Raw genomic sequence first — 12,972 nt, forward strand, 5'->3', positions numbered from 1 at the left:
CGGTAAGCCAACTGGCAGCTCCAGTCGGGGTGAGGGCCGACCGGCCGCTCATGGACCCGCCCCATTTTCAGTTCGAATCGCCTGGCTGCTTCGAAGCATAGCCGTTTTGCTTGCTCGACGGAGTGAGCATCAAAATACACATGCGAGTGGTATCCGGCGACAATGCGCTCGGACCAACTGGACGATTGAGCATCAAAATTCGTTTCCATCCTTATACATTAGCATGGTTACAATGCAGCGAACCGGTGTCGCTCACCAGCACCGGAACAATAATGCAAATGAAAGGGGGGTGCCAGGTGTTATTGAAGGACTGGTCTGTATCAGCGGTTGCAGCGGGTTTTCTGGCGGTACTGATCGCCTACGCCGGCCCGGCGGTGATTTTCTTCCAGGCGGCGGCCGTTGCAGATATTTCTACCGAGATGCTGTCGTCGTGGATATGGGCCATATCGATCGGGCCGGCCATCACGGGCATTTATCTGAGCTGGAAATTCAAGACGCCAATTGTCACCGCTTGGTCAGCGCCGGGCACAGCGCTGCTCGTGACGTTGTTTCCGGCCATAACCGTAAACCAGGCTGTGGCTGCCTACATTACCTCGGCCGTGATCCTCTTCATCATCGGCGTGTCCGGGTGGTTTGATCGCATCATACGGAGTATTCCACGGGGAATTGCGTCAGGCATGATGGCCGGAATTTTGTTTCAGTTCGGTCTTGATGCCTTTCGTTCGGCCGCGACGGCTCCGGCGCTGGCATTTGGGATGATCGCTGCATATATCGTCTTTCGACGCTTCTGGCCGCGCTATTGCGTTGTGCTGGTACTGATCGCGGGGATTGCACTGGCGGTGCTGATGGGACAGACAAGCTTGTCCACGCTGGATCTTGAGCTTGCCACACCCGTGTTCATCATGCCCGAGTGGACCTGGGACAGTACGCTCAGCCTGGCGCTGCCTTTGGTTCTGGTCAGTCTTACCGGGCAATTCTTGCCAGGCATGGCTATCTTGAAAGTGTCGGGCTACGACATGCCCGCCCGACCCATCCTCGTTACAACCAGCGCGGCCTCGGTCGTGGTGGCACTGTTCGGTGGCATCAACGTGGTGATCGCTGCGATTACAGCCGCGCTGTGTACCGGAAAGGATGCACATGAAGATCCTTCACGCCGCTACGTGGCGGGCATCGCCAACGGTGTGTTCTATTTGATCGGCGGTCTGTTCGCAGGAACCATTGTGCTGCTCTATACCGCGTTGCCAAAAGAATTCATTGCGGTGCTCGCGGGTCTGGCGCTGGTAGGTGCCATTACCAGTAATGTTGCGGGAACGATACAGGACGAAGAGAACCGTGAGGCCGCGATGATTACCTTCCTCGCGACGGCGTCCAATATGCAGTTTCTGGGCCTGGGTTCGGCGTTCTGGGGGGTCGTGATCGGCGGTTTTGCCTATGGAGTATTGCGCTTGCGTACGCGCCGGGCCGTGTAGCGGACAAGAGGGTTTATTAATAAATTGCTTGGGGTTGATCTCTTTTTATAACGTCAAGGCATAAACAAAGACCTCAAAATTTGTTCGTGAACCGCAACTAAAAAAGTACAGTTTCATATATGTCAACCAATGTGTTTGGCGTGGGTTTAATACCCATCCGGCTATAAGGCCGCATTTGAGCCAAACGCATCGAGAATCACTTATGAAACTTGAATTCAAACACATCAAGAAGAGCTTTGGCGATCTGAATGTCGTCCAGGACTTCAGCCGCGAAATCGATTCCGGCGAGCTGGTCGCCCTTGTTGGACCTTCTGGATGCGGCAAATCCACACTTTTACACATCGCGGCTGGTCTGGAGCACCCCACTGCGGGCTCCATGCTGGCTGGCGGAAAGGCGGTGCGAGGCCCAAACCCCGAACGTACACTCATGTTCCAGGAAAATGCTCTTTATCCCTGGATGACGCTTGTGCAAAACGTTGCATTGGCCCTGGAGTTCCAGAATATTGACAAGAAGCTGGCTGACAAACAGGCTCGTGAATGGCTCGAGAAAGTCAACCTGAAGAGCTTCGAAGATTATTACCCGCATCAGGTGTCGGGCGGGATGCGCCAGCGAGCCGCCTTGGCACGCGCGTTCATCACCCGGCCAAAGGCTTTGCTGCTTGACGAGCCCTTTGGTGCCCTTGATGCGCTTACACGCATGACTCTGCAGGACGCTCTGCGACAGTTGATTCGCGAGGCAGGTCCTACTGTGTTGCTGGTGACGCACGACGTCGATGAAGCGCTATTTTTGGCCGACCGGATTCTGGTGTTCAGCAAGCGCCCGGCAACCGTATTGAAGGAATTCACCTTGTCCGAGCACGAGAAAACGCATGATCTGTCGCAGTTCGCGGATATGCGCCGCGAGATTCTGGGGCTTTTGGGCATTCATGCCGAGCATGATCAAAACCCCGGCGCAGAACCGCAAACACAGGATTCACTTGAAGGAGTTGCAGTATGAAGTTCTTACGCATGTTGTTGCCGGCCTTGGCCGCACTGGCGCTGTCCAGTCAGGCGATCGCGGCAGAAAAGTTCAAGATCGGCTATCTGCGCGTCATGGATGACGCTCAGGTCATGGCTGCCTACGAAGGCGGCTTTTATAAGAAACACGGCCTGGACGTCGAGCTGGTGGAGTTCAAATCGGGTACTGACCTGATCAAGGCTATTGTGGGCGGTCAGCTGGATACGGGTGTCCTTGGCTTTACGAACGCGGCTTCGTGGTCGTCGCGTGGCGCCGACCTTAAAGTGGTGGGCGGTGCCCAACACGGATATCACGCCATTGTTGTGCGCGATGATGCCAACATCAAGACTGTTGCCGACCTTAAAGGGCGCACTCTTGCATCGCAAAAAGAAGGCAGCACCGCCGACACCGTGCTGCGCGGTGTGGTACTGAAGGACGCCGGTCTGGCGCCCACTGACCTGAATATCATGGGCGTCAGCCCGCAAGTTGCCGTTCAGTCTCTGGTAGGAAGCCGTGTGGACGCAGCATTCCTGTTCGAACCGCAGGCCAGCATCGCCAAGCTGGTGGCTCCCGTTACGGAAATCTACGAAATCGGCGAAGTATGGCCATTTCCCTGCATGGTCGTCATTACTTCCGGCGAGACGCTGCGCAAGAACAAGGAAGGGGTCTGGGCTTCCATGGATGCCCAGCGCGAGGCCATCGAGTTGCTTACCAATAATCCGGAAGAGGGCGCAAAGCTGATCGCCGGCTATTTCATTGCCGAACCCAAGCTCAAGACACTCGAGCATGGTGAGATTGCACGCGAAGACGTTATTCGCGACGCTATCGCAAGCCAGACTTTCAGCCCCATTCTTACGCCCCAGGAACTGGACCGCATGCAGGAGATTGCCGACATCATGCAGAGCCAGGGTTCGCTCAAGACACGTGACGGATCGCCATTTGATGTGAACACCATTGTCGATCTCAGCTGGCAGAAAGCTCGCCAATTGTAATCCGCTCGATTCTTACCAACCCGGGCGTAGCGGCACACGGCAACTGCCTTGTGTGGCTGCGCACTGAAGATGGCCGGTAACCTTCCGGCCATCTTGTTTTAAAGCCATTCATGAGTTCACGTTCACAATTATCAAGGTTCCAGAAAGCCACTGCGATGACGGTGGCGATATTGTTCATTTTGCTGATCTGGCAGGCTGCGGCCTGGACACTGCCCGACTTCCTGATGCCTGGCGTACCGACAGTCATCATGCGTTTGTGGGAAGAAATCCAGACCGGCGAGTTTCGTCAGGTTCTATCTGGCAGCCTGGCACGGCTGGGGCTGGGCTATGGGTTTGCGCTGCTCTTCGGGATAGGCCTGGGTTTGCTGGGCGGTGTACTGTTTTTTTTCCGCGAGGTGCTCAAGTCGGTGATCATCATCTTGCAGTCGATCCCGTCTATCGCCTGGGTGCCGCTGTTCCTCATCTTGATGGGCTTTGGCAATGTGCCGATCATCGTTGTCATTGCACTGGCCGCATTTTTTCCGGCTGCCTTGTCGGTGATGAATGCGACCGAGAGCGTCCTGAAGGTGCATGTCTCGGCTGCGCGTGTCATGGGGGCTTCGCGTTGGGGAATGATCAAGCGCGTCTACCTGCCGGCAGTCATGCCCGAACTGATTACGGGGGCGCAGCTTGCCTTTGGCAATGCATGGCGCGCCCTGATTTCTGCGGAAATGCTGATCGGCTTTGGGCAAGGCCTGGGCAGATCTCTTGCCTATGCGGGTGAAACAGCGGACATGACCGGCGTGATGGCGAACATTCTCACGATTGCCATTCTCGCAACCTTGATCGATCAGGTTCTGCTGGAAAACCTCAAGCGCAAGTTGCTGCGGTATCAATACGTTTAAGGACCGGCACGAGCGTGCCGGCATGAGCATGTCGAATTATCTGTTGCGAACGGTCGTGTGTGTGTGGTTGGCAGGTTGTGGGCTTGGCGCCGTCGGCGCCCAGGCGTCGCCCGGCGCACCGACCCAACGCCCCGACGTGGCCAGTGAGAGTGACGGCGAAAGAGCCGGTGAACTTGTTGTCGGAGTGCGTCACGTCGTTCCGCCTTTCGTTGCCGGAAGCAAAGTCAGAACGCCGGAAAACATAGAAACACTGCTGGTGGACGAGGTAGCAAAAAGCATGCAACGCACGCCTCGATACATTGCTGCCGACGCAAGCAGTAGCTCGGTATCGCCCGAGACCTTTGATTTTGTCGTGGCGGATCTTCCCAAGGGCAGTCCCCCGGTCTTTCCGTCCATGACCGCCATCGCCACCGGTCAGGTGACACGGCCCATGGCCATCATGCGCACCGACACAGACATCAAGTCGTGGACGCAGCTGAAGGGCAGGACAGTCTGTCTGGCTGAAGATGGGAAATACGTCGGGAAGATTGCACAGCAGTACGGAGCCATCGAGCAGGTTTATCGAGCTCCCGCCGACTCCTTGCTTGCCCTGCGCATCGGTGAGTGCGACGCTGCAGTGCATGACGACACGATGCTGAAGGCATTATTGCGCTTTCCGGAATGGAAGAAGTTCTCGGCAAGTCTGCCGCCCGGTAACGCCTCCGCGCAATATTTTCTGGTGCCTGCCCAGCGCAAGGAACTTGCAAATCGACTTCGCAAATTGGTGGCGGGATGGCAAAGTAAGGGGTATTACGGCAAACTGATTGCAGATATGACGCATGATATTGCGTTCGAAGTGTATCTGGATCAGACCGTCCCTGATTGCCATTAATGTACATGGCAAGTTTGTTAATCAAGCATTTAGCCTGCTCATGTCTTCAGATTCCGATCGAACCGGCCGCCTTTTTTTTGCCCTTTGGCCCGATGAACAGACAGCCGGCCTTCTGGCACAGAGGCAAGCCGTGCTCGAGGGCGCGCGGCACACCCACGCGCGTGACTTCCATCTTACCCTGGCGTTTCTGGGCGTTCAGCCGATGTCACAGCTGGCTGCTTTACAAGCCGTGGTTGAACAGATTGAATTCAGCGCGATTTCAATGACGTTGAACACATACGGCGAGTTCGCACGCCAAAAGGTCGTGTGGGCAGGCATGACAGACGTTCCGGAGTCGCTGCGGGAGCTGCGTGTTCGTCTATTGGCAATGCCAGCCTTGTCCGCAGTCTCATTTCGACGAGAAGCCGGGTTTGTACCCCATGTTACTTTGGCGCGAAAGGCGGCGTTGCCGCGTGCCGGGTTCGAACCAATACACTGGACAGCCCGACGCATTGCACTGGCCACCTCGCAAGAAGCCGGTACGATGCCACGCTATCGCCTGTTGGCTTGTCGAGACGTTTAGGGTGGGTTACCTTTTAGCCTTTGTGCTTAAGGATCCTGGATGTCCGGTTCGAATCGTCGCCTGTTTTTACTGCGCCACGCCGAGGCGGCGCGCCCACCCGCCATCCATGACCATGAGCGTCCCCTTAGTGCGGTGGGTCAGACCGATGCTGCGTCCATGGGAATTTATATGGCGCGAGCCGGTCTGGTCCCCGATTTCGCACTGGTATCGACGTCAGCGCGCACGCGCGAGACATGGGCTCTGGTCCAGAAATCCCTGCCAGAGGTGGTTCCCGCGGTATTTGAAAGTCGAATCTACGAATCTGGCCCGGACGATATCCTGACGGTGATCCGTTCTGCTCCCGCAATGGAAGAGAAGCTGATTGTTGTGGGACATAACCCCGGCATGCACCGGCTGGCGCTGTATCTCGTGGGCAGTGCCCAACGAAATGCATATGCCCGTTTGCATGCGGATTACCCGCCCGGTTCGCTGGCAGTCATTGATTTTGACGTTGATTCCTGGAGCGCCATCGGCGAGCAGCAGGGTGTGCTCGAACGATACGCCACGCCGGCCAGTCAATCAGAATAAAGCGGATGCGGGGTGTGTTCGGTGCGCGGTCGAACGCCTGGCAAGACGTCGCCGGCAAGCAAAGTTTTAGTTGCGCCTGCGTGCGGGCGAGTAGGCAGGACGATTTGGCAGATGACGGAAGGTGATTCTTCCCTTGCTCAAATCGTAGGGTGACATTTCGAGGGTGACCTTATCACCAGCAAGGATGCGAATGTGGTGCTTGCGCATTTTTCCGCCAGTGTAGGCGATGACGGGATGCCCATTATCCAACGTGACGCGAAAACGCGAATCAGGCAGGACTTCGGTAACGGAGCCGCTCATTTCCAATAATTCTTCTTTAGCCATATGTGATTCTCCTGTAAAAAACAGTGCAGCAAATCCACGCTGGTGGCGCGGTTTGCCAATGTTTCAGTGCGCGGGTAGCGCAGGTTGAGTAAAGCGACGGAACCTGGCGGTTCGTAAAGGGAAGGTCGCCGGCTGTAGTGGCAGGCGAATCGAGAAGGGCCCGTATGTAGGTCGGGGTCGAAAAAGCTGAATATCAGCTTTTGAACGTGCCCTTATATAACTTGCCGCTATATAACTGGTTTGTCTTTTGAAAGACTTCTATTTAACTAAAAATAGTAACCGATACCGCGGCGTTGGTCAAGGTTCCGGATTCGCTTTATTTCGGGGGGTCACGGGGCTGGCAAAGGGAACGTAGTTTGCTGGCGCCATATGGCCATATGGTCCGGCGTTATAGGGTCCGTTGGCGCTATGGGGTCGCATGCGGGCATACGGTGGCATACGGTTCCAGCGGCCTTCGAGGCTGCATTATTGATCTGATCCCCAGGCATGTATCGACGCGCCGTGTATGTATCGACGCACCGTGCATGCATCGACGCGCCGTGTTTTTGAACAGGAGATTTCCATGCACACACTTGCAACGTCTCGCATTAATTCCGCAGACAGACGATCAAATGCTTTACGCCGCCGTCGCTCGCGACAATCCTCAGGTGCGCTGATTGCAATATTGCTATCGGGCGGAGTATTTGCCACAGCGGCACACGCTGATGTCACCGTTACGATGCACAAGGTGTCCCAAGAAGGAATCACTGACGAGATTGGCAATATCAAGGTGTCCGAATCGGAATTCGGTTTGGTGTTTACGCCTGAGCTCAAAGGGCTGTCGCCCGGAGTGCATGGATTCCACGTTCACCAGAACCCCAGTTGCGATCCGCTGGAAAAGGATGGAAAGGTCACACCGGCTGGTGCGGCGGGCGGTCACTACGATCCCGATAATGCCAAGAAACACGCAAGCCCGTGGGGTGACGGACACCTGGGCGATCTGCCTGCCTTGTACGTTGACGCAGAGGGCAATGCACGGTTGCCGGTATTGGCTCCTCGACTCACAAAACTCGACCAGATCAAGGGACGCGCATTGATGGTGCACGAGGGAGGCGACAATTACTCTGACCACCCCATGCCGCTTGGCGGAGGGGGTGGGCGCATGGCCTGCGGGGTAATCCGGTAAGCTCAGTCGGGGTTGCGCCGATGGTGCATCGACTTGCCCATCTGGTCCAGGGCGCTGGTGGGCAAAAGCCGCTGCGCCATGGGCAAGAGCTCTTCATCTTCAGTTATCAGGTGCGCGGCATACTCCTGGATGAAGCGATCGACGTCGTCCAGGGGAAGCTCGGCTGCCGATCCACTCTGGATTTGCAGCAGAACGGGACGCAGACGCTGCCACTGAGCTTCCAACTGGCGATGCTCGGCCGAGAGCCGCCCAAACAGTTCGCGCATACACACGGCGTCGGAACCGGCTACGGCCTCCAGCAGCGCTGGGAACAGGTCCTGTTCTTCGTCCGCGTGATGAAACAGGGCCGGGCCGTCGAAGTAGCGCAGTATGCTCTGGGCCGCGCTTCTGGCTTGCTCGTCGGCTCCATGAGCCGCAATATGCGCGGGCAGGCGCGACAAGGTATCGCAGCGGCTTCGAAGTTTGTCGTGGCATGCCGAAAGCAGCTGGATGGGTTCATCAAAACCTGCAGCGGGAGCGTTGAATCCGGGAATGGATTGAGTCATGGCATGTCCTTGAATCGAGCGGGTGTAGCGGCTTGCCGAGCACGGGTGCAATGGTCGCCGGCCATTGTGTGCCAGGCGTTTTTATCGTCCAGATTTAAGCGTACACTAGCAATGATTCGAAAGTCACGCCATTCATAGCGCAACCAATTTACGCGGGAACAAGCGATGCAAGAGTCCACCATTCAGGCTCCACGATGGGGGCTGGATAACATTCCTTTCGAGCAGATTGATGTTTCAAAAGCGCGCGAGAACGAAGACCTTTTCTATCTGGTAACCAGCGCATCTTTTATCGAGATTGCTTCAGATCTGTACACCAGCAATCTGATCCAGCATTTTTCGGGCGATGACGACGTTGTGCGTTGGTTGGAAGATCATTGGCAGCACGAAGAGATGCGGCACGGGTATTCGCTGCGAGATTACGCATTGAAAGTGTGGCCGGAATTCGACTGGCAAAGCGCATATGGATCGTTTTTTGAAGAGTACTCCAGCATGTGCACGATGGAGGAATTCGAACCTACACGAGGCCTCGAAATGGTGGCACGATGTGTGGTCGAGACCGGCACCGCCACGTTCTATACAGCGCTGAGCCAGCATTCCACCGAGCCGGTACTGACCGGAATCGCCGCCCGGATCCGGGCCGAAGAGGTGGGCCATTACAAGCATTTCTTTCAGTACTACAAGCACTATTGCCAGCACGAGTCGCCAAGCCGTTGGCGCGTCTTGGGTGCCATTCGTCGGCGCGTGGTCGAAGCGCGTAATTCTGATGCAGAAGTCGCTTTGTGGCATGTCTATGCACACCGCCATCCGGGTGCCGACCGAACCCGGGACAGGCAAGCCTTCAAAAAAATGATGTCAGGGCTGGGCAAGGCCGTCAAGCAACACTATCCGGTCAGCATGGCGGCCAAGATGGTGCTGCGGCCGTTGGGTCTGCCCGCACGCGTAAATCACGTCATCGAAGGGCCCTTGTCACGGGCAGCCAGCCTGTTGCTTCGCTAAATACTTTCTACCGGCCGGCGAGTCGGCTTCAATGGCCCCCGGATCTGTTTATTGCGCTTACGCGCCGGGCCCCAACACACCCTGCAGCAGGAGATATTTCTGAATGCGCTCCAGGCGCGCCTGCGGATCTCGCATATGAAGCAGGTGCTGACGCTGAAGGGCAGTCAATGGAAGCATTTCGGCCCAGCGGTCGGCTACCCAGCCGCACTCATCCAACCGGAACGGGGGGCAGATCGGCATGGCGTCCGCCGGCGTTCCCTCTTGCTGAAGACGCGCTATGACACGGCCCAAGGCGTCAGCACAAGCTTGCAGAGACGATGGGATCGCTACGGGAGAGTCAGTTGCCAGAGGGGTGCTCCGGCCCATCCATAGACCAAACTTTTCCTGACGGCTGTCCTGCAGTTCGAACGGGGAGGTTCCAATGCACCGCAAGTGAATCAAGGCAGGAATGGGTGCATGCCAAGCATCAATACGCGCCATGGTTCCGGCATTGCTGAGTTTCTCTACCCCTTCGGGCGATCTGACCTCGCGACCTTCAAGCAGGCCGACTACCCCGAATTCCTTCCCCTCATCGATGCAGCGTCGAATCATGTTCAGGTATCGAACTTCGAATACGCGCAAGTGCAGGACACCATCAGGAAAAAGTGCGCGGCCGAGAGGGAATAAAGGGATTTCTTCCATGAAAAGATGCCTTCGAAAAGAAACTTGAGAGCGGTCTAGGGGTTAACTATAAATTGTTAGGCGGCAGCGAGTTGCGTATAGTATTTGTATCCCGGCAGCAACCGACTGCCTGCGGCGCGATGGCTGGCGTCGCCATAAAATCAATGGAGACAATAGTGAATATGCCCGAAATTCAAGGCGCGCGCTTGTTCGCTGACCCCGCCGTAAAGGTCGAAACCCGGGCCGACGGCGTTCTGGTGCTTGATAACCCTGTTTCGCTTGAGCCGTATGCCAGATGTGTGGGGCAATACCTTGAGCATTGGGCAAGAGTCGCTCCCGATCGCAAGTTCCTGCAGGAACGCGGGCCGACCGGCGAGTGGACGGGGGTTACTTACAAAGTCGCTCTTGGGCAGGTGCGCCGTATTGCGGGCTGGCTTCTTGAGAATCATAAACGTCCTGACCATCCGGTATGCGTGCTTACGGACAACACCGTCGAACATGGCTTGCTCATGTTGGCATGCATGCACGTGGGCATTCCTTACGCGGCCCTGTCGCCCGCCTATTCACTGGTGTCCAGAGACTTCGCCAAACTCAAGAACCTGATACAGCGGCTGGACCCGGAGTTCATATATGTGGGTGGCGTCCAGCGCTTTGTACCTGCCCTGGAGGCCATCAAAGGCTTGCATCAGGCGAACCTGATTGTATCTGACGCCGATACGCCACCTGAATCTGCGCTGCGCTTCTCTGATTTGCTGACGGGGAGCGACGGACCGGCGGTCGAAGAGGCATTTCTTCGAGTCGGGCCCGATACCATCGGAAAAATTCTATTCACCTCCGGTTCAACCGGTTATCCCAAAGGGGTCATCAACACCCAGCGCATGATGTGTGCGAGCCAGCAGGCAAAACGCCAGGTGTGGCCGCTATTGCTGGACAATCCCCCCATTTTGCTCGATTGGCTCCCGTGGAATCACACCTTCGGTGGAAATCACAACTTCAATATGGTGCTGGCTAATGGGGGGACCCTGTACATTGACGGTGGCAAGCCGCTTCCGGGCCTGTTTGATCAGACAGTACGAAACCTGCGCGACATTGCGCCTTCTTTATATCTGAACGTACCTCGCGCGTTCGATATGTTATTGCCTGTGCTTCGCGCCGACGCCGAACTGCGCCGCCATTTTTTCTCGAATTTGCAGGTGATCTTTTACGCTGCGGCTGCGTTGCCCCAGCACCTTTGGGACGGCCTGATCGAGCTTTCGCGGCAGGAGCTCGGGCATCCCGTTCCCATGGTTACGGCCTGGGGCTCGACGGAAACCTCTCCGTTGGCAACAGACTGCCACTACCAGGCCGATCGCTCGGGCGTAATCGGCTTGCCGGTGCCTGGCGTTTCCATCAAGCTCATTCCCAGTGGCGACAAGCTCGAAGTTCGTGTCAAGGGGCCGGTCATCACTCCAGGGTATTTCAAGCAGCCCGAAGAAACCGCCAAAGTATTTGATGACGAGGGCTACTATCGAATTGGTGACGCAGCCAGGTTCGCTGATCCCGAGAATCCCGCGGCGGGCCTGATGTTCGACGGCCGGGTCTCTGAAGATTTCAAGCTTACGACAGCAACCTGGGTCAGTGTTGGGGCGCTGCGGGTCAAGGGGATAGAAATGATGGCCCCCGCAGTTCAGGATATCGTCGTGACGGGTCACGATCGAGACTCTGTTGGTTTCTTGATCTTTCCCAATGCCGCAGTATGCCGCAAGCTTGCCAACCTGCCCGAGGACGCTTCATTGGAGCAAGTCGCTTCTCACCCTGCGGTGCTGGACCACATCACCAGGGGCATGAAGGCTTTGCGGGATGCAGGTACCGGCAGTTCAACCTTCGCCGACCGTGCCATGATACTTACGAGCCCGCCGGCCGTTGACCGCGGCGAGATCACCGACAAGGGCTATATCAATCAGGCGGCCGTGCTGAAGGCGCGTGCCGATCTGGTGGACAGACTGTATAAAAGCGACCCCGATCCTCTTATCATCCGGTTGTAAGCATGGATTCGACAGCATCATTTTCCATCGAGGTTCCTGACCTCCAGCAACGTGTCGCGCAGCGGGTGCGGGCTGCGAGGGCGGCAAGAGCCATGTCCATGAAGCAACTGGCTCATGAGTCCGGTATTTCGTTGCCATATTTGTCCCGTGTTGAGCGCGGGGAAGGCAACATTTCGCTGGCTGTGCTTGCCAAACTGGCGGCGGCGCTGGGTTTGTCCGCTGACAGCATGTTGGCTGATGATGAGCGCTACGGCGCTGACTATGCCCTGATTGTCGAGCTGCTCAAGCGCCAGACTCCGGCTCGACTGCGCGAGCTTCGCAAAGCCCTGATGGACGGAGATCCCCCGCACAGGAAACCCAGACGCATTGCCCTGACAGGATTGCGTGGTGCCGGAAAGTCCACTCTTGGTCCCTTACTTGCTCATCGGCTCGGGCTGCCCTTTGTGGAACTCAATGGCGAAGTCGAAAAAGAAGCCGGCATCTCATTGGATCTGATCTTTTCCATTTACGGACAAGCAGGGTTCCGGCAGCTTGAAAAGCGATGTCTTGATCGTGTCATTGGCCAGTATCCCGAAGTTGTTCTGGCCACGGGCGGAGGCATAGTCGTCGAACCGGCTACATACGAATTGATCCTGCACACGTTTTTCTGTGTGTGGCTGCACGCCGAACCGTCCGAGCATTTCAGACGCGTGATGGCCCAGCACGATGCGCGAATTGCCACGCCCGAACTTCAGGAAGAAGCTTTGGCCAACATTACCGCCGCTGTTGAGGCTCGTCGCAAACTGTATGCCTTGGCTCACGCCAACGTCGATACAACCGGGCGCGATGTGGAAACCCTGGTCCAGGAGCTCGAGTCTTTGGTGTTGCAGCGACCCACTGCGGGTCACAGTCTTCAGCAGGCCTTGTGCGCCTGAAC

At 56.6% G+C, this 12,972-nt stretch carries 15 protein-coding genes; 11 read left to right on the forward strand and 4 right to left on the reverse strand.

Annotation, left to right across the window (positions count from 1 at the left end; translation table 11 throughout):
* Positions 1 to 209: DOPA 4,5-dioxygenase family protein (locus tag Q1J88_RS01260; RefSeq protein WP_301115586.1), on the reverse strand; the 209-nt coding region annotated here is incomplete at its 3' end.
* 63 nt (positions 210 to 272) lie between these two features.
* Here Q1J88_RS01260 and Q1J88_RS01265 point away from each other — a divergent pair.
* From Q1J88_RS01265 to Q1J88_RS01295, 7 genes are all read left to right on the forward strand, one after another.
* Positions 273 to 1,469 carry a benzoate/H(+) symporter BenE family transporter gene (locus tag Q1J88_RS01265; protein ID WP_301115587.1) on the forward strand — a complete coding sequence of 399 codons (1,197 nt, stop codon included), beginning with the start codon at positions 273 to 275 and terminating at the stop codon, positions 1,467 to 1,469.
* A 202-nt stretch (positions 1,470 to 1,671) separates the two neighbouring features.
* The gene (locus Q1J88_RS01270; protein ID WP_301115588.1) at positions 1,672 to 2,466 is read left to right on the forward strand and encodes an ABC transporter ATP-binding protein; all 795 of its coding nucleotides are present in this window, start codon (positions 1,672 to 1,674) and stop codon (positions 2,464 to 2,466) included.
* Complete coding sequence (locus Q1J88_RS01275) at positions 2,463 to 3,458, forward strand: ABC transporter substrate-binding protein (protein ID WP_301115589.1); 996 nt, start codon at positions 2,463 to 2,465, stop codon at positions 3,456 to 3,458. Before Q1J88_RS01270 ends, Q1J88_RS01275 begins: the two co-directional genes overlap by 4 nt.
* 110 nt (positions 3,459 to 3,568) lie before the next feature.
* A complete protein-coding gene (locus tag Q1J88_RS01280) occupies positions 3,569 to 4,342 on the forward strand; it encodes an ABC transporter permease subunit (RefSeq protein ID WP_301115590.1) in 774 nt (257 codons plus the stop codon).
* 22 nt (positions 4,343 to 4,364) lie between these two features.
* Positions 4,365 to 5,213: a transporter substrate-binding domain-containing protein gene (locus Q1J88_RS01285; RefSeq protein ID WP_301115591.1), complete on the forward strand. Its 849-nt coding sequence runs from the start codon at positions 4,365 to 4,367 to the stop codon at positions 5,211 to 5,213.
* Between the two features lie 40 nt (positions 5,214 to 5,253).
* Entirely contained in the window at positions 5,254 to 5,775 is a 522-nt protein-coding gene (thpR, locus tag Q1J88_RS01290) for an RNA 2',3'-cyclic phosphodiesterase (RefSeq protein WP_301115592.1), read from the forward strand.
* A gap of 39 nt (positions 5,776 to 5,814) precedes the next feature.
* Positions 5,815 to 6,342 carry a histidine phosphatase family protein gene (locus Q1J88_RS01295; RefSeq protein WP_301115593.1) on the forward strand — a complete coding sequence of 176 codons (528 nt, stop codon included), beginning with the start codon at positions 5,815 to 5,817 and terminating at the stop codon, positions 6,340 to 6,342.
* 66 nt (positions 6,343 to 6,408) lie between these two features.
* On the opposite strand, the gene infA is transcribed toward Q1J88_RS01295, so the two are convergent.
* Complete coding sequence (infA, locus tag Q1J88_RS01300) at positions 6,409 to 6,666, reverse strand: translation initiation factor IF-1 (RefSeq protein ID WP_301115594.1); 258 nt, start codon at positions 6,664 to 6,666, stop codon at positions 6,409 to 6,411.
* A gap of 562 nt (positions 6,667 to 7,228) precedes the next feature.
* On the opposite strand from infA, the gene sodC reads away from it, so the two are divergent.
* Positions 7,229 to 7,831: a superoxide dismutase [Cu-Zn] SodC gene (sodC, locus tag Q1J88_RS01305; protein WP_301115595.1), complete on the forward strand. Its 603-nt coding sequence runs from the start codon at positions 7,229 to 7,231 to the stop codon at positions 7,829 to 7,831.
* A gap of 2 nt (positions 7,832 to 7,833) precedes the next feature.
* On the opposite strand, the gene Q1J88_RS01310 is transcribed toward sodC, so the two are convergent.
* A complete protein-coding gene (locus tag Q1J88_RS01310) occupies positions 7,834 to 8,376 on the reverse strand; it encodes a hemerythrin domain-containing protein (protein ID WP_301115596.1) in 543 nt (180 codons plus the stop codon).
* Between the two features lie 165 nt (positions 8,377 to 8,541).
* On the opposite strand from Q1J88_RS01310, the gene Q1J88_RS01315 reads away from it, so the two are divergent.
* On the forward strand, positions 8,542 to 9,372 hold the full coding sequence (locus tag Q1J88_RS01315) for a ferritin-like domain-containing protein (RefSeq protein WP_301115597.1): 831 nt from the start codon (positions 8,542 to 8,544) through the stop codon (positions 9,370 to 9,372).
* A 57-nt stretch (positions 9,373 to 9,429) separates the two neighbouring features.
* Here Q1J88_RS01315 and Q1J88_RS01320 read toward each other — a convergent pair whose 3' ends face one another.
* On the reverse strand, positions 9,430 to 10,053 hold the full coding sequence (locus Q1J88_RS01320; protein ID WP_301115598.1) for an LON peptidase substrate-binding domain-containing protein: 624 nt from the start codon (positions 10,051 to 10,053) through the stop codon (positions 9,430 to 9,432).
* A 161-nt stretch (positions 10,054 to 10,214) separates the two neighbouring features.
* Here Q1J88_RS01320 and Q1J88_RS01325 point away from each other — a divergent pair, with 161 nt between their 5' ends.
* Positions 10,215 to 12,056 (forward strand): feruloyl-CoA synthase, encoded by a 1,842-nt coding sequence (locus Q1J88_RS01325; RefSeq protein ID WP_301115599.1) that lies wholly within the window; start codon positions 10,215 to 10,217, stop codon positions 12,054 to 12,056.
* A 2-nt stretch (positions 12,057 to 12,058) separates the two neighbouring features.
* Positions 12,059 to 12,970, forward strand: coding sequence for a shikimate kinase (locus tag Q1J88_RS01330; RefSeq protein WP_301115600.1), 912 nt, complete (start codon positions 12,059 to 12,061; stop codon positions 12,968 to 12,970).
* Positions 12,971 to 12,972: the final 2 nt, after the last annotated feature.

The organism is Pusillimonas sp., assembly GCF_029263785.1.
Classification (GTDB): domain Bacteria; phylum Pseudomonadota; class Gammaproteobacteria; order Burkholderiales; family Burkholderiaceae_B; genus Pusillimonas.

What these genes read in the sequence shown, in the direction of transcription:
- Q1J88_RS01265 (WP_301115587.1), top strand. Translation starts at nt 273, where the DNA reads ATGCAAATGAAAGGGGGGTGCCAGGTGTTATTGAAGGACTGGTCTGTA.
- Q1J88_RS01270 (WP_301115588.1), top strand. Translation starts at nt 1,672, where the DNA reads ATGAAACTTGAATTCAAACACATCAAGAAGAGCTTTGGCGATCTGAAT.
- Q1J88_RS01275 (WP_301115589.1), top strand. Translation starts at nt 2,463, where the DNA reads ATGAAGTTCTTACGCATGTTGTTGCCGGCCTTGGCCGCACTGGCGCTG.
- Q1J88_RS01280 (WP_301115590.1), top strand. Translation starts at nt 3,569, where the DNA reads ATGAGTTCACGTTCACAATTATCAAGGTTCCAGAAAGCCACTGCGATG.
- Q1J88_RS01285 (WP_301115591.1), top strand. Translation starts at nt 4,365, where the DNA reads ATGAGCATGTCGAATTATCTGTTGCGAACGGTCGTGTGTGTGTGGTTG.
- thpR (WP_301115592.1), top strand. Translation starts at nt 5,254, where the DNA reads ATGTCTTCAGATTCCGATCGAACCGGCCGCCTTTTTTTTGCCCTTTGG.
- Q1J88_RS01295 (WP_301115593.1), top strand. Translation starts at nt 5,815, where the DNA reads ATGTCCGGTTCGAATCGTCGCCTGTTTTTACTGCGCCACGCCGAGGCG.
- infA (WP_301115594.1), bottom strand. Translation starts at nt 6,666, where the DNA reads ATGGCTAAAGAAGAATTATTGGAAATGAGCGGCTCCGTTACCGAAGTC.
- sodC (WP_301115595.1), top strand. Translation starts at nt 7,229, where the DNA reads ATGCACACACTTGCAACGTCTCGCATTAATTCCGCAGACAGACGATCA.
- Q1J88_RS01310 (WP_301115596.1), bottom strand. Translation starts at nt 8,376, where the DNA reads ATGACTCAATCCATTCCCGGATTCAACGCTCCCGCTGCAGGTTTTGAT.
- Q1J88_RS01315 (WP_301115597.1), top strand. Translation starts at nt 8,542, where the DNA reads ATGCAAGAGTCCACCATTCAGGCTCCACGATGGGGGCTGGATAACATT.
- Q1J88_RS01320 (WP_301115598.1), bottom strand. Translation starts at nt 10,053, where the DNA reads ATGGAAGAAATCCCTTTATTCCCTCTCGGCCGCGCACTTTTTCCTGAT.
- Q1J88_RS01325 (WP_301115599.1), top strand. Translation starts at nt 10,215, where the DNA reads ATGCCCGAAATTCAAGGCGCGCGCTTGTTCGCTGACCCCGCCGTAAAG.
- Q1J88_RS01330 (WP_301115600.1), top strand. Translation starts at nt 12,059, where the DNA reads ATGGATTCGACAGCATCATTTTCCATCGAGGTTCCTGACCTCCAGCAA.